The 25,247-nt window shown below is 66.5% G+C and carries 28 protein-coding genes; all 28 read right to left on the bottom strand.

Going from position 1 to position 25,247, the window contains the following annotated elements; all coding sequences use genetic code 11:
• Window positions 1-338 precede the first annotated feature (338 nt).
• Window positions 339-476 (bottom strand): hypothetical protein, encoded by a 138-nt coding sequence (locus G502_RS22335; protein ID WP_022729790.1) that lies wholly within the window; start codon window positions 474-476, stop codon window positions 339-341.
• A gap of 43 nt (window positions 477-519) precedes the next feature.
• Window positions 520-768, bottom strand: a complete 249-nt coding sequence (locus G502_RS0116495) for a hypothetical protein (RefSeq protein ID WP_155957886.1) — start codon at window positions 766-768, stop codon at window positions 520-522.
• Between the two features lie 5 nt (window positions 769-773).
• On the bottom strand, window positions 774-1,454 hold the full coding sequence (locus G502_RS21695; RefSeq protein ID WP_022729788.1) for a cell wall hydrolase: 681 nt from the start codon (window positions 1,452-1,454) through the stop codon (window positions 774-776).
• A gap of 76 nt (window positions 1,455-1,530) precedes the next feature.
• Entirely contained in the window at window positions 1,531-1,896 is a 366-nt protein-coding gene (locus G502_RS0116485; RefSeq protein ID WP_022729787.1) for a hypothetical protein, read from the bottom strand.
• Between the two features lie 29 nt (window positions 1,897-1,925).
• A complete protein-coding gene (locus G502_RS0116480) occupies window positions 1,926-2,219 on the bottom strand; it encodes a hypothetical protein (protein WP_022729786.1) in 294 nt (97 codons plus the stop codon).
• Window positions 2,219-3,265 (bottom strand): reverse transcriptase/maturase family protein, encoded by a 1,047-nt coding sequence (locus G502_RS20870; protein WP_022729785.1) that lies wholly within the window; start codon window positions 3,263-3,265, stop codon window positions 2,219-2,221. The genes G502_RS0116480 and G502_RS20870 overlap by 1 nt, the downstream gene beginning before the upstream one ends.
• A gap of 248 nt (window positions 3,266-3,513) precedes the next feature.
• Entirely contained in the window at window positions 3,514-3,849 is a 336-nt protein-coding gene (gene avd / locus G502_RS0116470; protein ID WP_281170032.1) for a diversity-generating retroelement protein Avd, read from the bottom strand.
• Between the two features lie 30 nt (window positions 3,850-3,879).
• Window positions 3,880-4,878 (bottom strand): phage major tropism determinant, encoded by a 999-nt coding sequence (locus G502_RS21690; protein ID WP_155957884.1) that lies wholly within the window; start codon window positions 4,876-4,878, stop codon window positions 3,880-3,882.
• Window positions 4,865-5,227: a hypothetical protein gene (locus G502_RS0116460; protein ID WP_022729782.1), complete on the bottom strand. Its 363-nt coding sequence runs from the start codon at window positions 5,225-5,227 to the stop codon at window positions 4,865-4,867. The genes G502_RS21690 and G502_RS0116460 overlap by 14 nt, the downstream gene beginning before the upstream one ends.
• A 3-nt stretch (window positions 5,228-5,230) precedes the next feature.
• Window positions 5,231-6,001, bottom strand: a complete 771-nt coding sequence (locus tag G502_RS0116455) for a hypothetical protein (protein ID WP_022729781.1) — start codon at window positions 5,999-6,001, stop codon at window positions 5,231-5,233.
• 10 nt (window positions 6,002-6,011) lie between these two features.
• Window positions 6,012-9,788 carry a hypothetical protein gene (locus tag G502_RS0116450; RefSeq protein ID WP_022729780.1) on the bottom strand — a complete coding sequence of 1,259 codons (3,777 nt, stop codon included), beginning with the start codon at window positions 9,786-9,788 and terminating at the stop codon, window positions 6,012-6,014.
• A complete protein-coding gene (locus G502_RS0116445; protein WP_022729779.1) occupies window positions 9,785-11,365 on the bottom strand; it encodes a hypothetical protein in 1,581 nt (526 codons plus the stop codon). Before G502_RS0116445 ends, G502_RS0116450 begins: the two co-directional genes overlap by 4 nt.
• 3 nt (window positions 11,366-11,368) lie before the next feature.
• A complete protein-coding gene (locus tag G502_RS20860) occupies window positions 11,369-11,839 on the bottom strand; it encodes a hypothetical protein (protein WP_022729778.1) in 471 nt (156 codons plus the stop codon).
• Window positions 11,836-12,282, bottom strand: coding sequence for a hypothetical protein (locus tag G502_RS0116435; protein ID WP_022729777.1), 447 nt, complete (start codon window positions 12,280-12,282; stop codon window positions 11,836-11,838). Before G502_RS0116435 ends, G502_RS20860 begins: the two co-directional genes overlap by 4 nt.
• Window positions 12,279-14,294, bottom strand: coding sequence for a phage tail protein (locus tag G502_RS0116430; protein ID WP_022729776.1), 2,016 nt, complete (start codon window positions 14,292-14,294; stop codon window positions 12,279-12,281). Before G502_RS0116430 ends, G502_RS0116435 begins: the two co-directional genes overlap by 4 nt.
• On the bottom strand, window positions 14,294-14,872 hold the full coding sequence (locus G502_RS0116425) for a phage connector family protein (RefSeq protein WP_022729775.1): 579 nt from the start codon (window positions 14,870-14,872) through the stop codon (window positions 14,294-14,296). Before G502_RS0116425 ends, G502_RS0116430 begins: the two co-directional genes overlap by 1 nt.
• 16 nt (window positions 14,873-14,888) lie before the next feature.
• On the bottom strand, window positions 14,889-15,356 hold the full coding sequence (locus G502_RS0116420) for a hypothetical protein (protein WP_022729774.1): 468 nt from the start codon (window positions 15,354-15,356) through the stop codon (window positions 14,889-14,891).
• A gap of 58 nt (window positions 15,357-15,414) precedes the next feature.
• Complete coding sequence (locus G502_RS0116415) at window positions 15,415-16,305, bottom strand: phage capsid protein (RefSeq protein ID WP_022729773.1); 891 nt, start codon at window positions 16,303-16,305, stop codon at window positions 15,415-15,417.
• Between the two features lie 150 nt (window positions 16,306-16,455).
• A complete protein-coding gene (locus G502_RS0116410; protein WP_022729772.1) occupies window positions 16,456-16,719 on the bottom strand; it encodes a hypothetical protein in 264 nt (87 codons plus the stop codon).
• Window positions 16,716-17,705 carry a hypothetical protein gene (locus G502_RS0116405; RefSeq protein ID WP_022729771.1) on the bottom strand — a complete coding sequence of 330 codons (990 nt, stop codon included), beginning with the start codon at window positions 17,703-17,705 and terminating at the stop codon, window positions 16,716-16,718. Before G502_RS0116405 ends, G502_RS0116410 begins: the two co-directional genes overlap by 4 nt.
• A complete protein-coding gene (locus tag G502_RS0116400) occupies window positions 17,702-17,938 on the bottom strand; it encodes a hypothetical protein (protein WP_022729770.1) in 237 nt (78 codons plus the stop codon). Before G502_RS0116400 ends, G502_RS0116405 begins: the two co-directional genes overlap by 4 nt.
• Window positions 17,928-18,200, bottom strand: coding sequence for a Bbp19 family protein (locus G502_RS0116395; RefSeq protein WP_022729769.1), 273 nt, complete (start codon window positions 18,198-18,200; stop codon window positions 17,928-17,930). The genes G502_RS0116400 and G502_RS0116395 overlap by 11 nt, the downstream gene beginning before the upstream one ends.
• Window positions 18,197-19,858 (bottom strand): portal protein, encoded by a 1,662-nt coding sequence (locus G502_RS0116390; protein WP_022729768.1) that lies wholly within the window; start codon window positions 19,856-19,858, stop codon window positions 18,197-18,199. Before G502_RS0116390 ends, G502_RS0116395 begins: the two co-directional genes overlap by 4 nt.
• 1 nt (window position 19,859) lies before the next feature.
• Entirely contained in the window at window positions 19,860-20,072 is a 213-nt protein-coding gene (locus tag G502_RS0116385; protein WP_022729767.1) for a hypothetical protein, read from the bottom strand.
• A 144-nt stretch (window positions 20,073-20,216) separates the two neighbouring features.
• Complete coding sequence (locus G502_RS0116380) at window positions 20,217-20,402, bottom strand: hypothetical protein (protein WP_022729766.1); 186 nt, start codon at window positions 20,400-20,402, stop codon at window positions 20,217-20,219.
• 16 nt (window positions 20,403-20,418) lie between these two features.
• The gene (locus G502_RS20855; RefSeq protein ID WP_022729765.1) at window positions 20,419-21,906 is read right to left on the bottom strand and encodes a hypothetical protein; all 1,488 of its coding nucleotides are present in this window, start codon (window positions 21,904-21,906) and stop codon (window positions 20,419-20,421) included.
• 387 nt (window positions 21,907-22,293) lie between these two features.
• Window positions 22,294-22,839, bottom strand: a complete 546-nt coding sequence (locus G502_RS0116370) for a hypothetical protein (RefSeq protein ID WP_022729764.1) — start codon at window positions 22,837-22,839, stop codon at window positions 22,294-22,296.
• Between the two features lie 414 nt (window positions 22,840-23,253).
• Complete coding sequence (locus G502_RS0116365; RefSeq protein WP_022729763.1) at window positions 23,254-25,086, bottom strand: hypothetical protein; 1,833 nt, start codon at window positions 25,084-25,086, stop codon at window positions 23,254-23,256.
• Window positions 25,087-25,247: the final 161 nt, after the last annotated feature.

Below are 25,247 nucleotides of genomic sequence, written 5' to 3'. Positions count from 1 at the left end.
TCAGTTCCTGAAGAAGATCAGGGCCTCAGCGCACTCCAGACACAACTGGATGAAGCTTTGGGGTCAGATCAAAACCTGTCCGGAGTCTGGAAGGGAGTTCACGCCACGTTAGTGAACCCCTCGTAACAGATTGATTTTGCTAGGAAAAATGGTGGGCGCACAAGGACTCGAACCTTGGACCCGCTGATTAAGAGTCTGTTCGGAATACAGCAAAATCAATGCGCCGTCCAACTTTCCCCTGCATTTTCAAGGCGTTTTGCGGGTAAAGTTGGACAGTCTCAGCGGCCAATTTGACACACGCTTGTCGCGATTTTTGCGGTGACCAGAATTAACCAGCCCTACTCCTCACGGATCCGCGCGCGCAGCTCGCCATAGTCTTCGGCGAAGACCCGCAGCACCGAGCACCCCTCATAGGGCCCGGCGATCGGACAGGGCGGCGGCAGAGCCTGCAGCTCCTCTGCCGCCTTCAGCTGCATGTCCCCTGGATAGGCGCGCAGCTCCGGCCTGGCGATGGATCCGCTAGTACCGCTTGCGCTGCAGGCGCCTAACAGCACCGCCGTCGCGGCGATAGCGATCGGCGGCAGCTTTCTGCTTTTCCCGGCTTTCATCTTCCCGTTCCTTCTGTTCCAGGCGTTCCCTGGTGCGCCCGGCCCGCCAGACGCGATAGGCCACCAGCAGGCCGGCCGCGACCAGTCCCAGGACCTGGCCGGCACCGGAGGTCACCCAGGCGAACGCCGTTCGTGCGGCCGACCACAGTGCTCCCATCACGGCCATCACCTGCGGCCCTGCTCGCGATCATCCATGCGCGCCCAGATCTGCCAGGCGGCCAGGCCGATGATCGCCAGGCCGGCAATGGTCAGCAGCAGGCCGCGGCCATCCATCAGGCTGGCGCCCTGCTCGATCGCGTCGGTCATTTCGGAGGCACCCTGCGCCAGGCTGCCGCCCCCGACCACCGTCTGTCCGGCGGCGGCCCGCATCGAGCGCGTTTCTTTCAGCGGCCGGGCCTGGTCGAGGGCTTCCTTCGCATCGCGCGGCGCCGGCGTGTCGATGTCGTTGTAGAAAAGGTGCGTGACCTCCAGCCCATCGGTCTCAAAGACCGGGGTCTTGCCCCTGGCCCAGCGGGGTTCCGGCGCATAGGTGGCATAGTAGTGCGTCGCCCCGTTGGTCGGATCCGGCTCTGCCTCATCGCGGATCAGACGGCCGGCCAGCTCATAGAGATACTCGGTCCACTCGGATTTCTCCGGCCGGGCCCGCGAAAGATACCCCTTGCGCGGATTGTCATCGTTCCAGCAGCTGAACTGCTTGGGCTGGAAACAGACGTCGACGATGTTGTCCGGCCAGTTCTTCCAGCCCACCCGGTTCAGGATCACGTGGCCAATGGCCAGGGCGTCCTGCTTGTCCCAGGGTTCGGCTTCTCCATAGAGGGTGCGCCACAGCGCTTCACGATCGTTCATGGCGGGCTCCTTTTCTTCTGACCCGTGTGACGCCCTGTCCTGTCTCCTTGCTTCTCTGCGCCCCCTCTCTGCCGCGTTACGAGCCCAGCCAGCGCTGGACGGCGGCGCCGATCGCGCCCGACGATGCGGTCAGGCCAGCCAGGCCGCCCAGCACGCGCAGCTTTGTCTTGCGGTAATCCTGCAGGCCGCCTTCCACGTCCTCCAGGCGCTTCTCCATTGTCGGCAGCTTGCTCAGCTGGTCGATCATCTTCTCCTGCAGGGTGGCCAGGCGATCCAGGGCATCCTTCTGATGCGCGCGGCTGCGCTCGGCCGTGGCCAGCTTCTCCGTCACCACCGCCAGGGATTTCGCGGCTTCCGTCAGGGCCTGATTGGTATCGGCCTGCGCCTTCCGGATCGTTTCCAGTTCCCGCCAGAGTCTGTCCATTTCACGATTTTCCGACATGCGGCCTCCTGCTCTGTCGGGGTTTGGACTTACGTGACGGTCACCGCCACCAGGATGATCAGCAGCCAGTGGATCACAGAGCGATACCACTTCTGGGACCTCTGGCTGTCCAGCCGGGCCCATTCGGTGCTCAGGTTCTCGATCGAATGCGGCAGGTCCATCAGCCGCGACGGCCGCCACAGCCCCTTGAGGTTCCGCCAGACCCGCGCCCAGTGTGGATCCATGCGCGGATCCAGCCACCCGAAGACATGGCGCAGCCGGTCGCGATCGACCGGCTCGATGCGCCCGATTGCCCAGAGTATGAGCCACCACAGGATATACATCAGGCCGCCTCCTTCCGTCGCACCACCTGGTGCAGCGGCTGCCCCAGGGTCTCTTCCACTTCGGCCAGGATCGAGGCCGTGGACCGCGCGCCGTCGCAGTGCTTGGTGTAGCCCTCGAAGCTGGCCAGCGAGGCCTCCAGGCGCTCCGGCCCGATCTCGCCCGCCGCATGCCTTTGTGCCAGCCGCCGCAGACGCTTGCGCGCCGCGACCAGGTTGCGCTTGCGTGGCAGGGCGTGACTGGCCCAGGAGCGATAGCCACAGAAGTCCACGCCCTGGCTGGCCGGATAGACCTGGCTCTTGGGGTGCAGCTGCAGCCGGTCTTCATTCGCCAGGCGCTGCGCGATCGCCGTGCGCAGATCCTGCAGGCGCCCCTTGTCCGGGCCCAGGATGATGAAGTCGTCCATATAGCGGGCATAGTACGGACAGCCCAGATCGTCCTTGATCCAGTGATCCAGCGGGTCGAGGTACACATTCCCGCTCATCTGGCTGGTCAACGCGCCGATGGGCAGGCCCGTCGCCTGGTCGTCGCGCAGGATGGCGCGGCGCCAGACCTGCAGGACGCGCTCATCCTGGACGATGCGGGCGATCCGGCGCAGTAGCGTCTCGTGGTCTATGCTGGGAAAGAACTGCCGCACGTCGCATTGCAGCACATAGACCCGGCCCCAGCGCCGTTGCGCCTGGCGCAGCATGGCCATCACGTGCGAGCGTGCGGCATGCGTGCCCATGCCCTTCCGGCAGGCGAAGCTGTGCGCCACGAAGCGCCGCTCGAACAGCGGCTCGCAGGCCAGCGCCAGCAGGTGATGGACGATGCGGTCGCGAAAGTCCGGTGCCTCGATCAGGCGCGTCTTGGGCCGCTGCACCGTGAAGCGCCGCATGGGCCGGGGCCGCCACATGTCCCAGACCAACTGATGCTGCAGCTCGATCAGCTCTTCCTCCCACTGCCGGCCAAAGCGCAGCACGTCGGGCTTGTAGCGCTTGCCCTTCGCGGCCAGGCGCCAGGCCTCCAGCATCCGCTCCCAGCTGATCATTTCATCGAACACGGTCATCCTTCCTTCTGTGCCGGCCGGGGCCACGTCTGCCGCCCCAGCCTGTTAAGATTTCGCCCTCCTGGCGAGGACACGCAGCTCCGATTCCTTTCCGGATCGCTGCAGGACAAAACCCGGTCTGCCCTGTCTATCGCGAACCCCAAGGGGTCGCAGGCGGCGCGGAAGCCATAGTTGCCATTGACATTCCACAGATTGCCGTTATTCGAGCAGCGGGCGCCGGCCGTCGAGCCGTCGTCCCAGTTGCCGCCTTAGGGCCGCGCGCCCTGTTTCGTCTTGATCAGGCCTCCCAATATCTTGCCTATTTCCGTGACCCAGCGAGCTACAACCTCCTGGCGCCGGTTGGACAAGAACCTCCGCCTGTGTGCATGGCGCACCAGAAAACGCAGTTGCTCGAGGCCGATGTCGATTTCATACAGCCACTTCAGTTTGTCCCTGGACTTCCGCATGCGGATGGTCAGCCGCATCAGGTCGTAGACCGCGTTCTTGATCTGGGTCGCTAAGGCGAATTTTTCCGTTTTCGGGAAGCGGTCCACGACAGGAAAAAGATAGTCAGCGAAGTCCGCCATCTTTTGCTCCAGGATCAACGGTTCCAAGACAGGTCTCCAGATGACAGGTCACAGCGGATCGCAGGCGGCGCGGAAGCCATAGAGGCCACCGACAAACCACAGAAGGCCGTAATGCGAGCAGCGGGCGCCGGCCGTCGAGCCGTCGGCCCAGGTGCCGCCTGTCAGGGCTGTATGGTGGCGTGCGCTGCCCGTCGCGAAGGCGCTGTCCTGGCCCTGGCTGGTGCCGTTATAGCTGCCGTCTGTATTGCCTATGTCCCATGTGACGTGCCATAGCGCGCCGCTAGGCTGATCAATGTTTTTGCACGAAACAGCCTCAAATCCATACCCCGTGTCATCGCCAGTATTGTTGGGCCCGCTACCGCCCTGCGCGCCGCCAGGGATGCCATAGGCGGCCACCATCATCTCTGTAGCCATCGCCAGGCGCTTTCCGGCGTTCGCGGCCATCCAGTAAAAATCCCATACCGCATAGGGTGAATTGTCATTCCGGACCGGTGCGGCGTCATATACCGACAGACCCATGGTATCGGGCCACGTCGCGCCATCGGCGGAGTTGAGATAGATGTCGATCCAGGGCCCGCCATCCCAGATTTCGACCATGCCCGTGGGATCACAGGTGGGCCGGTGCTTCAGGTCCCAGACACTGTTCGGCACGATTTGAACCGGCAATGTAGCCCCGGCGCTGTAGCGATCCGACAGCGGCCGCACCCGGCCATAGTGAAACCCGCCCAGCTTGCGCGAATTGTCCGCCGTATAGCCGTCCGGGTAGGTGGCGTTCTTGCTGGCGACCAGCCCCGCCGTGCCGCTGCTGTCCTGTACGGCATAGATATAGACGTCATCGCCCAGGGCCAGGGCTGTGACCGTTCCGTCATCATTGGCGGTGGGGTCCCAGTCGGTCGCGGATGCCAAGCGGAAGCCCTCGCCGGCGCCGCCCACATTGATGATGCCGGCCGGGATATCCAGCGTGTCGCCTGTCCCCTTGGCCAGGCGGCCCATCAGATTGATGTGACCGGGCCCGTCTGCTGGGACTGCTCTCTTAACCAGCGCCATTGATAACGCCCTCCATGTCTGAAATCGCCGCCTCGACCTCGGGCACGCTGTAGCCCAGCTTGAAGATCCGGGCCTTGGGGTCCTCGATCCGCACGCGCTGCTGGCGCGCGGTCACCGCGTCGGTCTCCTCATCGCGCAGGACCAGGACAGTATAGTCCGGCTCCGGCCCGTCCGGCGCCTCACCTTCCGCCAGCTCGCGATCGAAGACATAGCGGTGACGGCTCAGCAGGGCCTGCCAGTGCGCCAGGGCGCGTGCCCTCTCCTGCGCGCCATAGCGGCCTTCCAGCACGCCGGCGCGCACGTTCTCATAGTCCTGCCGTGTGCGCAGGACGCGGGGGACTCCGATCATGGGTCAGGCCTCCTCGACTGTGATCATGGTGATGCCATTGATGCGGCCGATATAACCGACCACGGCAGTCGCATTGGGCAGGTTGGTCCCTGGTGCGCCTGGATCGATTTCAGTGGTGGTCGACACGCTTGCCGCAGCAGCCTCGGCATCGTTCTTGTGCTGCTCCGCCGTGTCCCGGTACCCGGCCGCCGCCGCTGCCGCATTCGAAGCTGTAGAGGCAGAACTGGACGCGGCGGACGCGCTGTTGGCGGCCGCTGTTGCCGAGGCCTCCGCATTGGCGGCCTGGTCGTCATAGTCGTCTTGCGAGACGCGGATGTTGCCGTCCCCGTCGAAGACCAGGGCCTTGTTGGCGCGGCCGCTTTGCGTCGGCAAAATCTGATCGGCCACCTGGGCATCGCCCGGGGAAAGCTTCAGCGTGCGCTGAACGGCTTCCTCCAGTTGCTGGATCAGCACGATCGCGCGATCGGCCATGCGCTCCATGGTCGAGCTGGGAAAACGGCCGCCGCCTGGCAACGCGACTTCCTGGGTGGACTCCACGCGCCGGATGAGGACAAGCGTCTTGCCGGTCTCGAGCGCCGGATCGATCGTCACCGTGCCGCCGTCGCTGCTGCCGGCGCCCGACACTTCGTACTCGATATTCAGGTCATCCAGGTCTTCGCCGTCCAGCAGGACCTGAATATCCGCTGCATCGAAAATGACGTTGTCGAACGAGAACTCCGTGGTTTCTCCGTCCGTCGTATAGGCCCAGCGGCTGGTGGTGGTCTCGATTGTCATGGCTCTTCTCCTACCTCAGGCGCGGCTCTGCGCCGCCCTCCGGCGTGTCTGGTGCGGGACTGCCCGTCACGGCCCGGCGCTGCTCTTCCCAGCGTTCGCGGCGCAGGGCGCTCAGTTCCGGGAATTCCTGCATGACCTGCTCCCGGGCCAGGTCGCGAAACTCGCCTATGACACGGCGGATCATGGTCCGCTTCATCTCATCGGTGGCCGAGGCATAGCGGCCGGACAGCGGGTGGCTGCCCTCCATGATACCGTTGAGGGTGTCATAGGCCCCCAGGCCGGTGGATGGATCCTTGGCGCCGTTGCCGGCCAGCTGGACGTAGCGGTCGTATTCTTCCGGCTCCAGCTCGATCTCCTCGATCGTCTTGGTGGGCAGCTGCACGCCCAGGTCCAGCCGGATCATCTCCTCGTCGATCGGGCTGTCCTTTTCGCCCTGCTTGTAGATCGGCGATATGATGTCCGGCCCCAGGCCGCCTTCCAGGACCACCGGCTCGCCCCACAGGTTGCGGCGCGGCGGCAGGGTCTCCGAGTAACCAGGTACCCGGCTGACGATCGCATCACGGATCGACCAGACCGCGCGCTGCGTGGGATCCATGGTGCTCGCCACCTGGGCCGGCCCCGTGGGCACCACCAGGGTGCCCGTAAAGCGCTGCAGCCAGCGTTCGCCATAGCGATCGGGATCCGTGATCGCGTCCATCAGGTCTGCGGGGCCCTGCAGCCAGGTCTTCGAGGTGACGTTGTTGGATACGGCCAGCGTACCGGCGGCGACCAGTTCCGCCGCATCCTTCTCGCTGATCTGTCCGGCGATCTGGGCATAGTCCGCGGACAGGCCCAGGATCATGCCGAACGGATCCGCGCGGCTGTAGCTGTACCAGGTATCCCCCACCTTCACGGAATAGGGCTGCTTGCCCGAGCGGCGCCAGGCCGCCTTCAACTCCGGCTGCTGCGGGCCGGAGCCGGTGACGACGCCGGACAGGGCCAGGTCGGCCGCTGTCAGCATTAGCATGGACCCCATGGAGATCTTGGCCAGGGCCAGGTCGCGCGCGGCGCCGCCGGCGCGCAGGTCCGCCTGCACGGTCGGGTTCAGCAATGCGAACGGCGTTCGTGACCCCGCTTCCTTCATCAGGTTGACCGGCGTGCGGATGAAGGGCAGGACGAACTTGGCCGCGGGCATGTTGTTGACCGCGCGCTGAAGACTCTGGCCAGCATCGCCCAGCGGCCGCGTGAAGGTCAGGGAGCGTGAGAAGGCCAGCGCATCGTCCAGCATCTGGTCACTGGGATTTTCCAGCAGCTCGTTGACCCGGGCGACCAGAGCATCGCCTTCCAGGCCCTCCTGGCGCGCCTGCCGCAAGGCGGTGGCACGCGTCTGCATCGATTTGCCGATCACGCGGAAGAACTCATCCTGCGCCATCAGCGCCCGTGTCGGCAGGCGCAATACACCGCCCAGCAGGTCCAGCGCCTTGCCAGGCACACCCTCCAGGCCGAAGTTTTCGGCCGATACCGCCCCTTCCCGGCGCGTCTCGACCTTGCCGAACACGTCCGATGGCTCTCCGGTGCGGAAGGCCCGGCCGGCCAGGCGCAGGGCATCGCGGAACCCGTGGACCAGGCCATAGGCCATCGCGGCCGCCTCGCCATCAGCCACACCGTCCCCGCCGAAGGCGCGGCCGATCCGGCTGGCCAGCGCGCGCTCCGGGATGCGATAGAGCGAGAACACCCCCGACGATGCGATATTGACGGCGTGCGTCTTCGGACCGGACAACAGCGCGAAGTACCAGGCCTCGATCAGGCTGTCCGTGACGCGCTGCCCGATCGAGCCGCGGGCCGCCTTGTCCAGCAGGGCCGGGTCGCTGATTTCGCTCATGGCATGCGCCAGCTTGCGCACCTGGTCGGGGCCGCCGCCGGTCTGTTCCAGGGTCTCGTTGATCTGCAGCAGCTGCCGCGCCCGGCTGCCCGTGGGCAGCTGCAGGGCGCGTAGCGCCCGGCCGGCCTCCGAGGCCGCGCCCTGGAACTGCTTCTGCAGGGCGCCGTGCAGGGCCATCATGCGTTGAAACTGATAGAGATCCTTGTTGTCGGTACTGCCGCGCGCGACCCGGGCCAGTTCCGTCAGGTTCTCGGCCGAGCTTTCCAGGACGGCGCGGGCGGCCACCATTTCCTCGGCATTCCAAGTGTCCCCGCCCTGGCGTGCCAGCAGGTCCTCCGGCGTCATGTCCAACCGGCCGGCCAGGTCCTGCAGGGCCTCGTCACTGATCCGGCCGCGCCGGGCGTCATCGATCCGCCCCTTGAACAGGCCGGCCACACGCCGCACCGCCGTCTGCAAGTCCTCTTCCGTGGCGACCTTGGCCCAGTTCATCCGGAAGGGCAGGTCCTTCACGGACACGCGGCCGTTCAGATAGCGGTCCGCGCGCTCTGCGACCTCTTCGGGGTCGAGGCCGAACCAGGGATCCTGCGGTGCCTCTGCCTGCCGGCCCGTTCCGGCCTCGGTTGCGTCCGCCGCCGCATCGGCCGCCGCATCATCCGTGGCCGTTTGACCGGACAGGCCGTCTTCCGCCGCGCGGCCCGTGCCGGCTTCGGTGGCCTCGCGGGCGGCGGCGTCCTCGGGCAATTCGACCAGAGGCCGCGCCGTATCGCCCAGGCGATCGTAAAGATCCGTTGGCCGGTCGGCTTCCTCTTCCAGGGCTCGCGCGGCGCTCTCGGCATCCTCTCCGGCCGTCTGTCTCAGGCTGCGGGCATTGCGCAGAGCGCGCAGCCCCAGGACCACGCCGTCCGCCACCACCCCCACGCCGCTGCCCACCAGGGCGTTCTTGATGCGCCCCTCCAGGCGTTCGGCGGCCCGCGCGTCCGCGCTCTCGCCTTCCGCCTCACCGGTGGCCAGGTACTCGGTCACCGGGTTTTCCAGGGCCGGCACGGCCTCGATCAGGCTGGCCAGGTTTGGATCCTCGGGATCGAAGGCCAGCGCATCGGCCACAGCACCGGCGCCGGCAGCTTCCGCGACCTTGCGCCCTGTACTGACCTGCCGCGCGGCGCCTGCGGCACCTGTGCCCCGGGCCGCGCGCAGGGCGCGCAGGGCCGGTAGGAAGCCGGTGAGAAAGGCCGTGACATCGCGAATGCCCTGCCCGGTCATCGAGCGCGGTTCGGGAATTTCCGGAAGCTCGACCGTGACATCCTCGCCATAGCTCAGGTCCGCCACATTGGCATCCAGCCACCCGGCCAGGTCATCCACCGCATCGATGGTGTTCCGGGCGAAGTCGCGCACACCGCCCGCCACGCTGCGCGGCAGGTCGATTGTTACGCCGGTGCCGACGTCGGAAGCCACATCCCCCGCCGTGTCCAGGGTCTGGTCCCACAGTCCGCCATCATCGCCATCCGGACCCGCTGCAGACTGGGGCGCCGCGTCAGGCCCTTCGGCACCGGCACCGGTTTCGCTGTCCGCACGGGCCGCCTCACCGCCGGCGGCTTCGGCTTCCCGTTCCCGGCGGCGCTTACGCAGGTACTCCATGTGCGGGCTGGTCTCGCGCAGCTTCTCGCGATAGGCCTTGGACAGATCGTCCTCTTCCGGGATCAGGACCGGCTCCTGGTCCGCCGGCGAACGCCGTTCGTCCAGCTGCGGACCGGAGGTGCTGGCCTGGTCGCGATCGGCCGCACCATCATCATCCGCCGCCGTGCCAGCCGGGCGCAGGTCCGGAAGGGCCTGGTCATCACCACGCGAAAGGTTATCTGTCGGATCCGCCGGGGTCCGTCCGGTCTGGCCCGACTGTTCGCCCCGGATGCGGTCTGTCAGGTCGCTCATCGGCTGCGGTCCCCGTCCTGGTTCATCTGTTGTTGTTGCCGCATCTGCGCGCGCAGCCGGCGTTCGTATTCGTCCAGCAGTTCCATTTCCTGCTCGAAGCGATCGACGGCCAGTTCGCCGGCATCATGGGCATCGGCCGTGGCGGCGCGCGCGGCTTCCACGTCCTCCAGGCTCTCGACGCCATTGGGCGCGCGCCGCGGGCGCGGCAGGTCCAGGGTGCTTGTCGTCTCCGTGCCGTAGCGCTCGACGATATCCTCGCGAATGGCCGGCAGCTCTTCGCCGGCCTCCAGCCTGCGGTCCAGTTCCGCCATGGCGCGGGCCAGGCGGCGCTGTTCGTCGCCGCGCACGAAGGTCGAGCCGGGCCCGGTGGTCACGATATGCCGCTCGATGAAATCCACGGCCCGGCTGTAATCGTGGCTGCTGTAGATACTTTCCTGCCGGCTGATCTGCCGGTTCTTGTCCCACAGCCGGCGCACGGTATCATCCGTCAGGCGGCCATCCTGCCGGCCCTCCAGGATCATTTCATGCACCTCTTCCGGCGCGCGCGTTTCGCGCAGGATGATGTCCTCAATCGCCAGGACCAGGCCCTCATCGTCCTCGGGCGCGCTTTCGTCCTCCAGCGTGCTGCGCAGCAGACGATAGTCCGAGAAGCTGATCTCGCGCTTCCGGGCGGCTTCCTCCAGCTCTTCGCCCAGCAGGGTCGGATCGTCGGCCGTGCTTATGGTCTGGAACATCTCGAAGGCCCGGTCCTCACGCCGGCGGCGCGCGGCGGCCTCTTCCTGGCGCTGGCGTTTTTCCTGGGCGGCCAGCGCCGACCTCTGACGGGCTTCGGCGCGGCGGTCCGCGCGATCGAGCAGCCGCGCGCGCTGTTCCTCGCCCAGGTTGCGATAGTTGTTCGGATCGATCAGCAGATCCACCGCATGATCGGGATCCTCGCGGATGGCGTTCAGGACGTCCGCCGTGTCGACCTGGCCCAGCAGGTCGCGCTCGCGTGCGACGGCCTCCTGTTGCGTGATGTAGCCGGCTTCGGCCATTTCCCCGATCGCCGTGCGCCCGCGCGCCAGCAGCTCCGTGCGTTCCGCCTGGTTTTCGGCCGAGGCCGCCAGGCGCGCATATTCGGGCAGCGTGTTGTCCAGCGTGGCCTTGGCGTCGTCGACTTCCATCTTGAAGGCCTTGCGGCGGACGTTGACTTCCTTGTCGAGCGCCAGGCGCTGATAGGATTGCTCGAAGGCCTCGCGCACGGCCGGGTCATCGGTGTCTTCCAGGATCTGCTCGCGCAGGCCCTGCACGCCTTCCTCCCAGCGCTGTTCCATGTTGCGCCAGTCGCTTTCGCGCTCCAGCTCCAGCTGCAGTTCCGTCAGGCCGCGCGCGGCGGCACTCTCGACGCGCACCAGGTCGGCTTTCCGGCGCGACTCCAGGCGCTGTTCGGCGAACTCCTGCACCTGGTTCATCACGTCCTGGGCGCCCTGCATCGGCGCGGCGGCCGCGGCGGCGAAGCGCTCGGGGCTGACCCGCGGCATGGAGGTCACGCTCGCGCGGGCCTGGGCTTCGTACTGGGGAATCCGCACACGCACCATGGATCAGTTCTCTTCGTCGTAATAGCGCGCCAGGGAGGTGGCGCCGCTCAGCAGCGAACTGCCCGCCCCCATGTATCCGGCCCGCTGCGCCTGCTGGCCCTGCATGCGGTCCAGGGCGGCCTGGCTGCGCGCGCGCACGGCGCGTTCGCTGCCGGCGTTCCGGATCAAGAGGGCATCGATTTCCCCCTTCATCGCCGTTTCGCCCATCATCAACAGGGGCGTGCCTTCCAGGCCGCCGCCGGCGGCGGCCGCGGCGCGCTGGGACCCGATCATCCGGCGCACACGCTCCCGATGGCGGCGTTCCTCCAGGGCGGCGGCCTGTTCGGCCTGCTGGGCTTCGCGTTCGGCCAGCTTGGCGTTGTAGTCTGCCGCGGCATTGGCCGCCTGGCCCTGCTGGATGGCGCCCATGGCGCCGACGGCGGCACTGCCGACCGAGGCGATCGCCGCGATGGTGCCGATCTCGATGCCGCTCATGATCCCCCCTCACTGGCATAGCGCACGCGCCCATAGAGCGCATAGGTCTCGCCCCGCGCGCCATAGCCGGCCATTGGCCCTTCGTATGTGAAGCCCAGCATTTCCGCCCAGCGGTGCCCTGCGGGAAAGCGCATGATGACGGACATTTCGATCCGGTGCAGGCCGTCCTCATGGGCCTGGTCCAGAACCCGTACGGTCTTGCGCGTGATCGCGGGCCAGGTGTTCGCCGGCATCCGCCCGAAGAACGACCAGGCCAGCGCCCGCCACTGCCAGACCGGCAAGACACCGGCGGATCCGACGCAGGCGCCGTCACGCAGGCAGCTCCAGGCATAGCCGTTGACCAGGCCGGAGGCATCGGCATTCTCGATCCAGTGCCGGGCATCGCGCGTGGGTGCGTCGATTTCCTGCAGGTGCCGCGGCTCGAAGGGCACGAACTCGATCATGGCTCGCCCTCCAGGCGCGGCATCAGGCAGACCACCATCAGCGGCAAGGGCAGATCCTGCACCACCCAGATATCGGCATCGCTGTCATAGTCCCCCGGAAAGGTGACCTCGATGTCCCCGCTCATCAGCGGCACCGGCGCATCCATGGCATCCTCGACACGGCGGAACGGCACTTCGTCCAGGCTGTCCAGGCTGCGCCCGATCTTCATGCCCAGGCTGCGCTCAAGGCGCACCGTGCATTTCCACACCCGCTTCGTCTTGCCCTGGGCGGTGCCTTCCCGGGCGGCGGCTTCCAGGCTCATGGGGCGGACGATCGAGCGGTAATCCAGTCCGACGCGCACCTTCGAGGCTTCATAGTCCAACTGGATCTGACCGTTCTCAACGGTGCGTTTCGGGTGGTTGGCCCCATCGGTGACGATGGCGACCTCACAGCCCTCCAGATGCTCCAGGCCGCTGAGCGTATCGGTGGGCGCGCCATCGTAATCCAGCGCGCAGTCCAGATAGACCTGGTCGATCGCCGGCGTGTCTTCGTCGCGGAAGCTGTCCATGACCTCGATGTAGCGGCGCGTCTGGCCATCGATCGTCCGGCGCGTGACCATCCAGAGTTCGTCCTGGCTCTTCCCCGGCTGCGAGGCGACGTCCTCGACCCGGGCGTCATAGGCCTCCTCTCCGCCCAGGCTGTGCGGCGCCCAGGCGGTTACCTCCTCGGCGCGCACATAGGTGAAACTGCGCAGGCGATCGTCGGCCGTCACCGTCCAGAGGATCGACCAGGGCTCCGGCTGCCAGGCGATGGCGCGGATGCCGCGGCGAACCAGATGCGGCGCACGGCGCGTCATGTCCGCCGTGCGGTAGGCATCGCTTTCGAAGGAATAGACCAGTTCGTTCAGTTTGCGCCCCTGGCGCTGCACGAACAGGATGACGTCATCCACCTGGATCGGGCGCACGCGCGCGCAGCCACGGCGCGTCGAGACCGTCGAGGACACGTTGCTGGGGGTGATGATCGCATTCGGGCTGTCGCCGCCGATGCGCGCTTCCCCGCCCAGGGTTCCGGCGAAGATCTCGCGTGCTGACGACAGCCAGCGGATCGCGGTGACCTTCTCGCTGTTGATGTCCCGGCGGAAGGCATCGTCATCGTTGTCGCCCGGCGCGAAGGTGTTGTAGCCGCCGACCTGGCTGGCGTCGTACCAGTTGGGATATTCGCGCGCGCCGCCGAAATACAGGCGCCCGTCACGGATCATGACGGCCTGCGGCCAGCCGGTCGTGTCGGAATAGGCGCCCAGGCGCCAGGCAGCCGTGGCGCCGGTGCCGTTCAGGTCGCCCTCGACGCTTGCCTCAACCTCGGTTGCCGAAGTGAAGGAGGTGATGCGGCACCAGCCCCATTCGCCACTGTGGCGCAGACGGACCAGGCGGCCGACATCCGTGGCGGCGAAGGGCTGGTGACCGGCGGCCGTGATCGTGATGGTGCCGGTGGTGCCGCTTGGCGACAGCGTCTTGTCGTCATCCGCGTTCTCGGTCAGCCAGGGGCCGTCCTCGAATTCGAAGGTGACCAGCTCCCAGTCGCTGTGTCCCATGCGGCGCAGCTCGCGCGGCTGATGATCGCCGTGCGCCAGGAACAGCACGTCATAGGACTGGGTATAGTCCAGCAGCATGCGGCCGTCCTCATCGAACAGCGCGCTTTCGCTCCAGGGCGCAGCAATCTCATAGGGATCGTCATTGCCGTCGAGGATCTGCCCCTTGTCCCGGTAGAAGCGCAGGTATGCGTCCCCGATTTCGATGATGTAGGTCTGTATGGTCGAGAACTCGAAATCGATCAGCGCGCAGCGGCGATCGTGATACTTCGCCGGCGCCACGAAATGGGTGCCCGGGCGCCGCTCTGCCGGACCGTGCGGCAGGGAGATCATGTTCTGCAGGCTCCGCGCGCCGTTATAGTACCACTGCAGGTCCGGACGGCCGGTCAGCGTCGGAGACAACTCCCCGGCCGTGAAGTTGGTCTGGATGGGCGAAAAGGCCATCAGCTGCGCCTCGCCTTCAGGAAGAGTTCGTCATGCTCCGGCGCGCGGGCGCCGCCTTCCTGCGCGGCCGCGGTCCGGGCCTCCGCGATGCGCCGCGCGTAGTTGTCCTCGTGTTTTTCGCGGTCGTTGGCCTTCGCCGTGAAGCGGTGCGCCGTGCAGGCGGCCACCTTGGATATGAAGGCCGAGGCGAACAGCGCGTCCCATTCGGCGGGATCCGTCACGCGGCGCGTGTACTTCAGCCGGATCGGCGAGGGATCGTCACTGAGGATCCAGCGGCCTGATATTTCGTAGTCATCGATCCGCCCGTTCACGCGCAGCACCCGCAGACAGTAGGGGTCCGTGGGAAAGGGAAACGCCCGCGCCCAGTCGAATTCGGGCGGATTGGCCGAGGCCGCGACCTTGCGGCGGTGATTGGCGAAGGTCCAGGGATGGGCGCGCAGCACTTCATCCAGCACGCTGTCCCAGACGGCGCGCAGGATGCGTGCGTTCTCGTTGGATGGCTGGTCGAGATCGGTCAGCGTACCCGACGCGCCGACCTCGACCAGGATCCTGTTGGCGATATCCGTTCTGGATGTCACGGACCGAACCCCTGGCTCAGTCCTGGACGTAGAGCAGATAGCCCTTCAGCGCCGTACCATCCGGCACGCCGGCGCCTGTGAACGCCGCCTGCAGGGTGAAGCCGCTGCGGGTGATGAACGCCTGGTCGATCTGGACAAGCTGGGAGAAGTTGTTCTCTCCCGACTGGCCGTCCAGGAAGGCGTTTCCGGACGCGGCTGTCACCTCGCCATCGGGATCGCTGTAGTCCCCATGGCCAAGGTCGACGTCCAGTGCGGCGCCGGCGCCGCCCCCGGCGGTATAATCCAGGTAGGCGCACAGCAGGCGGACACGCCCGCTGGGCACCTGGGCCAGGCGGGCCAGAGACCCGTCGTCCCCGGCACCGTCCTGGGTGAAGTCGAAGTGTGCGACACGAACCCGGCCCCCGTAATCGGTGGCGGGGTTCGTCACCACCGGCCGCTTTTTTCCGTTGGCGACCTCGGTGGAGTCCTGTTTCGTAACGGCCATGATCGGCCCTCCTTTCTCGCTTTAGACCTTGAAGTCGCGGATCCGGCGATCGGCCGGATCAGCTTTCGTCGACGTCGATCTGAACCACCTTGCGTTCGTCGTCGCGACAGGCGGCCACCATCACGCCGCCGCTCACCTGCCAGGACTCCTTCTCCGGCAGCCAGGCCACGTTTCCGTAAGGCGGCTTGGGTTCGCCGTAGCGGATGCCCGATTTGGTGAAGAGCGGGATCGAGCGCGTGTTGCCGTCCTTGGGCAGCATGCGGCCGTCCTCGGTATCGTCCACGTCCTCGAGCAAGTGGAAGCGCACGCGATAGAACTCATCGACGCCGCCATCGACCATGACCTTGTTGCGGTTGAAGTCGCTGCTCTTGACTTCCGTGGTGTCGATGAACTCCTCTTCCTGGCGCGCGGTCCAGAAACAGTGCAGCTCATCGCCCTTCATCAGGGCGTGGTTGGACTTCAGGATCCGGACGGCCTGCTTCAGCTTGTCCAGGGTAAAGCCGGTGCCGCCGACCGCGATCTTCTGCGACGACGGAAGCTCGATCTGCGTGACGCCATCCTTGCCGACATAGTTGGTGCCCAGGGCCCCATCGATGACCGCCTTGTCGAAGGTCCGGGCCGCGGCTGCGGCAAAGGCCTGGGTATAGGCGTTCGTCGGATCGGTCAGCATCTGCAGCTGATCGAACTCGTCGATGAAATCACGGGCATGGAAGGCCGTGGGGATCAGCCAGCGGCGCTTGTGCGGCGTATCCACCGAGGGGATATCCGCATGACGCCCGCCGCGCGGCTGCATCTTGACAAGACCGACCTGGTCGAAGGAGGTCTTTTCCGCCTTCATGTTCGGGTAGAGGGTGATGGCCTTGCGCGTTTCTTCGCTTTCCTGCTGAGCCAGCAGGGTGATGCCATCGGAATACTGCTGCACGAATGCAGTCGTGATATCTTCGGACACTTTTCGTCCCTCCTTCTATGGTGTGGCCGCGGACCTCAACCGCTGACCACGGTTTCTCACGAGGCGGAGGGGGTGCCCGCCGACGCCGCCGGATGAACCGGCGGCGCCACGGACCCTTCCTGGTCGTTACGGTCGACCTCGACCGTCCCGCTAGCCGCGGGCCTTGGCACCGGACCCGGCCTCCTGGCCGGGGTGCCCGGATTTGGATCCCTTGGCGGCCTCCGCCGCCGAGGCGGGATCCTTGTTTTCCTCTGGATCCTCATCCGTGACGCCTTCGCCTGTCTCGGCTTCGGGGGCCAGGATCAGACTCTCGTAATCGTCGATGGCCTGACGCAGAGCCGGCTTGTTGGCCACGGAATGGCCCTTGCTGAGGGCCAGCTCCAGGCAGCGGTAACGCAGTTCGCGGCGGGTCACTTCTCACCTCCCGCCGGATAGGCCAGTTCGTAAAGGCGCTTGCGCCGGGCGATCAGATCCTGATGTTCGGGGTGAGCATTGTCGGTCAGGATCTTTCGCTTTTCCGGATCCTTGGTCAGGCTGTCGAGTTCCTTGCGGGCGTCCTGCTGGTTGAGCCCGAAGCCCTTGGCCGTCACGCTGCCGATCAGTTCGCCGTCCTCGGACATGGCCTCTCCGATGGAGGCCAGGGCCTTGACCAGGGTCTTGTTGCGGCCGAAGCCGCTTTTCTCCAGCTCCGCGGCCAGCTCCTTGCCACCGAACTCGCGCACCACGCGGTTGGCCAGGTCCAGGCGTTCGTCATAGGCGCGGCCGAACTCCTTGCGCAGCTCGCGTTCCGCGGCCTGGGTCTCCTCTTCGGCCTGGGTCTGCAGGGCCTCCTGCTGTTCGGCCAGGAAGCTGCCATAGTAATCCAGGGCGGCCTGGACGGCGGCCTGGGGGGCGCCGGCCTTGTGCATGGCCTGCAGGAACCCCTGCTGCGCCTCTTCGTTCCAGGGCACGCCCTCCGGCGGCTGGAATTCGCCCAGGTCATAGTTCTCCGGACTTTCCGGGCGCCCGATCGCGGCATAGTAGGCATCCCAGTCTTCCTGCGGCGCATCTTCGCCCGGCTTGATGATGCCCTTTTCCCCGATCTTGCTTTCCAGCTTCAGGTAGGCCTTGGCCAGTTCGTTGGCCGTCTTGTAGCCCTTGGGCTGCAGGTCCTTGGCGACCTCGGGATCCAGGTGCGCCATGAAGCCTTCGGGCGCCGGCGCGGGCTCCGCACCCGGCCCGTCGCCTGAGGAAGGCGGCGCCTTCGCGGCACCTGCTGGATCCTGCGCAGCCGGATCGCCACTCCCGGTGCCGGCCTCTGTTCCAGGCGCGGCGGCGCCTTCCGGCTTTTCCGGTGCAGCAGAAGCACCGCCGCCGGCTTCCGTCTGCCCGGCATCGCTTGCGGCTGTCGTTTCGCTCATTGGCGCACCCCCTTCAGCGTGTCCACCTTGGTCAGGAAGGCCTGGCGGGCGCCCTGGCTCTGGTTCTGCACCACGTTCGCGGGCAGCGAGCGCACCAGGTCCCCCAGCGCGATCAGGGCGTCACGGACCGCGGCCTGCTCGAGGGCCTGCTGGTCCGCCTTGCTCTTCGCGGGCGCCTTCTTTGCGGTTGCTTTCTTTGCGTTTGCATTCTGGGGTTTCGGCTCATTCGCCATCGAAGCTCTCCTCTTCGTGGATCGTCGCCTGCCTGGCGAGTTTCTGGGCATCGGCTTCACTCATGTTCAGGAAGCCGAGAATGCGCAGCGCCATACGGCGCTGCCCGTCGCGAAAAGCGGTTTCCTGGGGATCGCCCGGCATGTGCACCTGTGCGTTCAGGTTTCCCTGCTCGCAGAGATCCCCCAGGACCAGGGCGCCGTCGTTGCCGGCGAAAACCCGCTTGTAGGCACGGCGCAGCCGCAGGAACCGGATCGGTCTCATGCCGCACCTCGCTCATTACCGCCGGAGCCCAGGCCCAGCGCCTGCCGCAAGCCGCCGCTGTCCAGGGCCTGGCCGGCCGATTGCGCGGCCGCCGCGCCGCGCTCCAGCGTTTCCGCCTGCTGCGCTTCCTGTTGCGCCTGCTGGCGTCGCTCGCGAATTTTCGCCACCTCGCGCGGATCGCGCAGGATTTCCGGGGGCAGGGACAGGCGATCGCCCACATGGCGCAGGGCCTGGTCGCTGTTGATGTTGTCCATCAGGCTCGGGTCCTGGCTGATATAGGGCGCCATGACCTCGACCAGCTGCGAGACTGCGGTGACCTCGGACAGCCGCTGCGCCTTGGCCAGCGGCGAGACGTACTCGATCGTGATGTCCTGGTCGTGCAGCTCCGGTGGTACCTCCCCCAGGGCGCCGGCGCGCAGCATGATGCCGAAGACGCGTTCGATGATCGGGCCCAGCAGCTCGACGTAGAGGCGGCCGAGGAACGGCCCCAGGACGCGCAGGGCCTCTTCGTCCAGCTTCAGGACCTGGGTGGCGGTCATCCGCGGATCGCGCGACATCTGGATCAGGTGGCGGAAATAGGCCTGGTCGATCCGCTGGCGGATGGTGTCCAGGAAGCTTTCCTGCAGCATGGGATCGGCACCCGTCTGCAGGCCCGATATCGGCGACCAGCGCCCCATCAGCAGGTCGCGGCGGACATAGTTGATGGCGCTGGCGCCGGTGCGCACCGGCCCGACCACACCGTCATCGGCCACCATCAGCGGCGGATCCGCGGATTTTTCCACGACACGGAAGTTCAGCCGCATGCCTTCCTGCAGCGATTTCACGTCCGCCAGGGCGCGCCCCCCGCAGCCGCGGCCCCAGCTTTCACCCGAGCGCTTGTTCCAGCGCGCCACCACCATGGGCATTTCATGATAGCCGCGCTTGCGCAGGGTCTGGTTGTGATCCATCAGGATGTAATCGCTGGCGACCGGCAGGTTCGCCGAGTCCCGCGCGTCCGACGAACGGCGTTCGCTGTTGGGATAGATGGCATGCAGCATGCGGAACTTGCGTTCGCCGTTGCGCTCGGCTTCCTTGGCCAGGCCGGCGCCGGCCGCCTCACCGAACTTCTGCACCACCTGGCGCGCGGTCATGTCGAATTCGCGGTGGACCGTGTCGATCTTGCCGTCCGCGTTCTCCGCGATCGCCAGCTCGTTGATCGGCCGTGACTGGAACAGGATGCGCTGCCCGGGGCGATCGGCGATGTACATGCCGGCCGTGCCGAAATCCACGATTTCCTGATAGACTTCCGAGATTACGGGCGCGAAGCCCGAGCGCGGCGAATTGAAGACGTTCATCATCCGGTTGCGGGCCTGGGACAGCCAGAGCGCAACCCGCTCGTTGTCGTTCAGGCTGTTCCGCTCCGCACGGATCGAGAACCATTTCGTGAAGGGATTGGTCAGGCTTCCGTGCAGCGCCGCGGCCAGGTCGCTGCTGGCGGACTCGCCACTGGAATCCAGGATCCTTTCGCGGTTTTGACGCCCAGGCGTCTCCTTGCCGCTGAAGGATCCGATCAGGGGCAGCAGGAACGCGCGGATCTGCTCGAAGTGACCTTCGAAGTGCCGCTTTTCCTGCATCAGCTCGCGATGGCGTGCGATCGTATGTTCCGCTGCCTGATCCAACTCAGCCCCCCAGCAATGTCTTGCGGCCGACGTTGGCCTCGCTGGTGTCGCCTTCCCCGCCGGTCAGCTGGGTGGAGCTGCGGCCGCGGGCACGGCGCTGGCGCGTCAGGCGCTCACGCCTGGCTTCCTCGACCTGCGGATCCTTGGGTTCGGGCGGAGGAGGCGGAGCCGGCGGCGGATCGGGCGGATCCGGCGACTTGAATGGATTGCTCACGGGGCTCACTCCCTCTGGATTACGCGTGTGAGAGCATTCTCAGCGCCGGAGAGTGGACCACCTTGTTCGTGACTTGCAACAGGCCAGATGTTCATGAACATTTTTCTTGGCCAATACAGGTCTATTAAGAACACTTTCGTTTCATTATTCCCCGTTTTCCGGGTTTTTACTTTGATTGTTGGTGGCCTCAGCCTGGCGCCAGATCTGATAGAGCCGCGTGCGCCCCAGGCCGTAGTATTCCGCCAGCACCTTCCATGGGATGCCCTGGGCGCGGGCCTGCAGGAGCTTTGGCCCCAGGGTTTTCGGATCCACGCTTGCAGGACGCCCCATTCCGGCTGCCTCCCCTTCAGTCGAGCGCATAGGCCTGGCGGCCGCCGCGGTCGTATTCGCCGCGCGGCCAGCGTTCGTCATCGATCGCCCGGGTCTGGCGCTTGCCTGGCTCGCTGCGCCGGCGCCCCAGGGCCGCATCGCCTTCCCCGCCGCCCAGCAGCAGGTTCTGCAGGGCGTCGTGCGGGTGCGAATATTCGTTCTTTTCCGGCTTGTCGTCATAGCGCCCCGATCCGCCGGCCATGCGGCGATAGCGGTAGCCGCTGTTGAAACCCTTGCGGATCATCAGGCAGTCCGGCGATATCAACAGGCCGGGCGCCCCGTCGATCAGGCGGTTCAGCGGATCGCGCACCGCCTCCAGGCGCAGGCTCAACGCGTTCCCGCCCGGGGCGGCCGTCCAGGGAACCTCGGTTGCCGAGGAGAAGATCTCAAGCCACGACATCTCGTCCTGGTCGCCGGCGAAGGCGCTTGCCGGATCGCCGTGCGCGGCCGCGATGCGCAGGCCGGGATAGTGTTCGCCCAGGATCCGCTTGACCATCTTCCCGAAGGTTTTGGCGCCCATGTTTTCGGCCAGGATCTCCTCCAGGATGCGCCACTGCCCGTTGGCCATCACCTGCCCGACGATCACGGCCGGCGTGCGGCCGGCATCCGCGCCCAGGCGCAGGGGCAGTTCCGGCACCGCCTGCAGGGGCTGGGAGGCCACGTGCAGGTCGTCGCTGAAATCATCGAAGACCGGCATGCCGTGGCGCGAATAGCCGATCTGGTTCTTGATCATGCGCCGGATGTACCAGTCCGGCTGTCCGGCGCATTGCTTCTGGTAATAGTCCGGCGGCAGGTTCTCCAGGTTCTCCGCCTGGCCGGACAGGCCCGACGGCTGCTTGAAGAAGGCCCAGTCCTTGGGCCGCTTGTAGATCACCTGGTCGCAGAGGTAGTTGTCTTCATCCGGCGCGTTGAAGTCCATCAGGATGCCGTACCAGGAGGGGCCGCCGTGATCCTTGGCCGGATAGCGGCCGGCACGTCCCAGGGCGTAGGTGAAGACCTCCTCGGACAGCAGGTCCGCCTCGTTGAGGTAGAAGGCCGTCGGCTCATAGCCCTTCAGAACATCCTCGACGTTGTTGTCGCCGATCGCGACGAACTCCAGGATGAATTCCACGCGATCGCCGGGCGCCAGTTCGAAGAGGATGGTGTGCGTGGCCGGCCCGCCGGAGGCGCCCACCCAATTGCCCAGCTCGCGCGGCACCCACTTGTTCCAGGATGGAATGGTGGTGGACCAGAGCTGGCGATAGGTGTCGCGCACCACGCACAGCTTGAAGTGCCGCACGCCGGTCAGCGGTGAGGGGCGTTGCTTCTGGGCCAGTCGGATCGCCTTCATGAAGCAGCAGGAGGTCTTGCCGCCGCCGATCGGCCCCATGATCGCCTGGACCATGGCCGTGCTGGACATGAAGCGCGCGGCCACCGGCCCCGGCGGCTTGAACTGGATGTTGAGCACCCCGCCACCGTCAGGCATGGCCACCTCCCTGACCCGCCGCCTGGTCTCTTCCCTGACCCGGGAGCGACGAACGGCGTTCGCCTGCCCCCTGTCCCCGATGAAGCGCAATCGATTTTCGCGCGCTCCGGTCCGGCGGACCCCACGCCCCCGGGTGTGGGCCTTCTGGTTTCGCGCGGAAAGCTTTCCGGCAAAAAATTCGGTAAAGCTCGGAGGCACCCCACGTATGCCCGTCGCGGGCGCGCGATTTGGGCCCCCGGGGGTCCGCGACCCCGGGGGTACCTGCGCACGAACCGACTGATTTCAGATCAGCCGGCCACACCCCCCCTATGCCCAGATTTTCTGCGGGTTTCCGGCTGGCTGTCCAACCCCCCCCTGTCCAACTTCGGTCGATCGGCAGAGGCCAAGTCATTGATTTTCCTCACTCTCGATGATCTGCGCGTGCACCAGGTCGGCGCCGTCCGGATCGCCGCTGTCCGTCACCTCGCCCGAGGCATCGGCCACGATCGACAGCTGCACCACCTTGCCCTCGACCTGGACGGCCACGGGCAGCTTCTGGTGCACGTACGGCGCCAGCTCCTTGGCCGCCTGGATCTGATGGCGGAAGGCGTCCTCCTTCTTGCAGCCGAGCTCACGCGCCAGGTCGGCGACAGGTCGGCTGTACGTCTCCGCCAGCACCACCAGGGGCGAGCGATACTGGCTCAACAGATACTCGGTCCAGGCCTCGGTGCGCCGGTTCTTGGCGCCAGGCGGCCGTCCAGGTCCCCGCCGTACGTCCGGCGCCGCCCCCGCCGCCTCTGCCGCCTCCTGCGCCACCTGGTCAGCCGGCTTCAGCGGTCCCGGCAACAGCTCCAGCTGCTCGCCCTGGTCTTCCGGCTCCGGCGCTTCACCCGGCCCGCCGGCTTCCGTCAGCGCCGAGCCCAGCCCGCTCTTCCCGTCCTGGTCACCGCTCATGAATAAAACCCCAATATTTAATTGGCTGTAACGCTTCCAGCTCGAGCGTTACACCCAGCGTTACAGGCAAACGCCCTTTCAACTGCCTGAATTGAAAGACTCTTTCTCTACTCTGAAGGGGAATGTTACGCTGTAACGCTTGTAACGGTCTCTCGGTCTCCGCGCGCACGCGTGCGCATACGCGTATAAGGGCCGAAAAGGGCGTTACAGTCGTTACAAGCGTTACGGATAGGGGTTTTCGCTTTTTTATCAGTCGGTTACACTGTAACGCCTCTCCCAAACCCAGCGTTACAAGCGTTACACCGCGGCGCCCCCTGAAGCGAATTGACTGAGACCAATGGGGTTCGGGGCGCGCGAAAGCGAACCTAAGCAGGCTAGATCGAGAGCCCCGCGTCGGGCAAGCCTCTTCCGTCATCATGCCTCCGTGGGGCGATCCTCTTGTTGAACGATGGCCTCGATCGGGATCAGCGTGCAGCGCGACGCCGCACCGCCCAGCCTGACCAGGCAGCCTTGCCCCCACCTGGCGCCGGGAATGCGCCGGGCCGACTGGACCCAGCCGCCGGCCGTGCCGCTGCGCCCGCTCCATTGGCTGCCATGGAACAGCGCCTGCAGCCCCTGGTGCGAGTTCGCCACGGCCAGCCAGGATCGCTCGTCCTTGCGGATCACGCGCAGGCCATAGTTGCCCAGCAGGTCATTGGCATCGGCCACATAGTCGAACTCGCCATGCTGTTCATATTGCCGGACCTCTGCCGCCTCCTCGACCAGGCGCCCGATCGTGCGCTTCGAGCCGCCGCGCCACGCGTCCACCACAGAGGTCAGGAGATGCTGAAGCCAGCGTTCGTGATCCCGCGCGGCATCGTCCTGTTCGGCGATGTCCGCGGCGGACAGCCGCTCGCTCCAGACGGCCAGCTCATCACCGGCCGGCAGGTGGTCATGCAGCATCAGGTCCGCCACGGCCAGCAGCGTGCCGAACTGATCACTGCCCCGCGCGCCGTGACCGCCGCTGGTCAGCTGTGCGCGATAGGCCTCGAGGGTTTCCTCGAAGCGCGGCCAGCCGTCCAGCAGGCGCCGCTTCAGCCGTGCGCCCAGATCCATCATCGTCGCGCGGTCCACCTTGGGCGGCGGTGCCGAGCGGTCCAGCTCCAGCAGCTCCAGGATCGCCATGCGGCTGCGGTCCTGGGTCAGCAGCGGCGGCACCAGGATCGAGCTGAACAGGAAGCAGCTCCTCGCCTGGAATTCGGTGCCGTGATGATCGGCGCCGCCGCGCAGCACCACGCCGCCCGAAGCCGCCTGGCGCGCCAGCTTGATGACCTTATAGGTCGATCGGTTGTCCTCGTCGTTCTCCAGTTCGTCGATCGCCACGGGCAGGCTGGCATGGCCCAGCTTCTGCCAGATGCCGGCGGCCGTGGGATCCGACACGCTGACGATCGCATCGGCCAGCACGCCCTGCAGCACGTCATGCAGCGTCGACTTCCCCGTTCCGGCTTCGCCCGTGATCCAGGCCAGCGGCCGCCACTTCAGCGCGCCGCCCAGCATGGCCGCCCCGATCCAGCCCATCAGCAGATGGGCGTCACAGTCCGGCCGCCGCCAGTTCCAGCTCTGCAGCAGGGTCAGCAGCTGCGCCGCCGGCCCCGTGTCGCCTGGCGGCTGCCGGCGATGGGCCGGGCGCGGAATGGCCGCGGCCGAGGGATAGACGTGACGCCCCACCTGACCCGGCTGCGCCAGGTGATGCATGGCGCCATCGGGGTTCGGGCCGCGATCGGGACCGGTGGTCAGGATCGCATCGCCCAGATGCATGACCAGGTGGCCCTGATCGTCCTGCCAGGTGCCCGGGCCGCGCACCCGCCCGAAGACATCCCAGACGCCGGCGCGCGCGGCTTCCTTCATCAGGGATTCCGCCGCGCGCTCGGGGCGCCAGCCGGTGACGGCGCCATCCTTGTCGGTGCGCGGCCAATAGTCGTACAGCTTGGCGATATGCCGGCCGAACAGCGATTGCACCCCCAGGCGCGAGTGATCCTTGGCCTTCAGGGCACGCAGCTGCCGCTCCGCGTCCAGGTACCAGCAGACCTCCCCCTGGATACCCAGCGGCAGGACCGGACAGCCCTCGGGCAGGTCCCCGCCCTTGCGCGAACGCCGTTCGCCACCGCCGCCGTCCTCGCTGTCCGGCGGGCCGGGGTTGGGCGGCGGCGCCACCGCTTCCGCCAACTGGATCGTCTGTCGCACGTCCTGGAATGGATCTTCCGTCATGGCCGGTCCCCCACCTGGTTCATAGCCGCCTGTCTCAATGCCGCATCGCTCATATCAGCCCCTTTTCGAACGCCATCCATTCGGGCAGCGTGAAGGTCCCCTGTCCGTCGTAGTCCGCCTGGCTCTTGGGCAGCCAGACTTGGTTCGTCCCGGCATCCACC

Origin of the sequence: Fodinicurvata sediminis DSM 21159, from assembly GCF_000420625.1 — a bacterium.
Classification (GTDB): domain Bacteria; phylum Pseudomonadota; class Alphaproteobacteria; order Kiloniellales; family DSM-21159; genus Fodinicurvata; species Fodinicurvata sediminis.
Note: the sequence above shows the minus strand (reverse complement) of the source record. Positions and strands in the feature narration are given on the sequence as shown.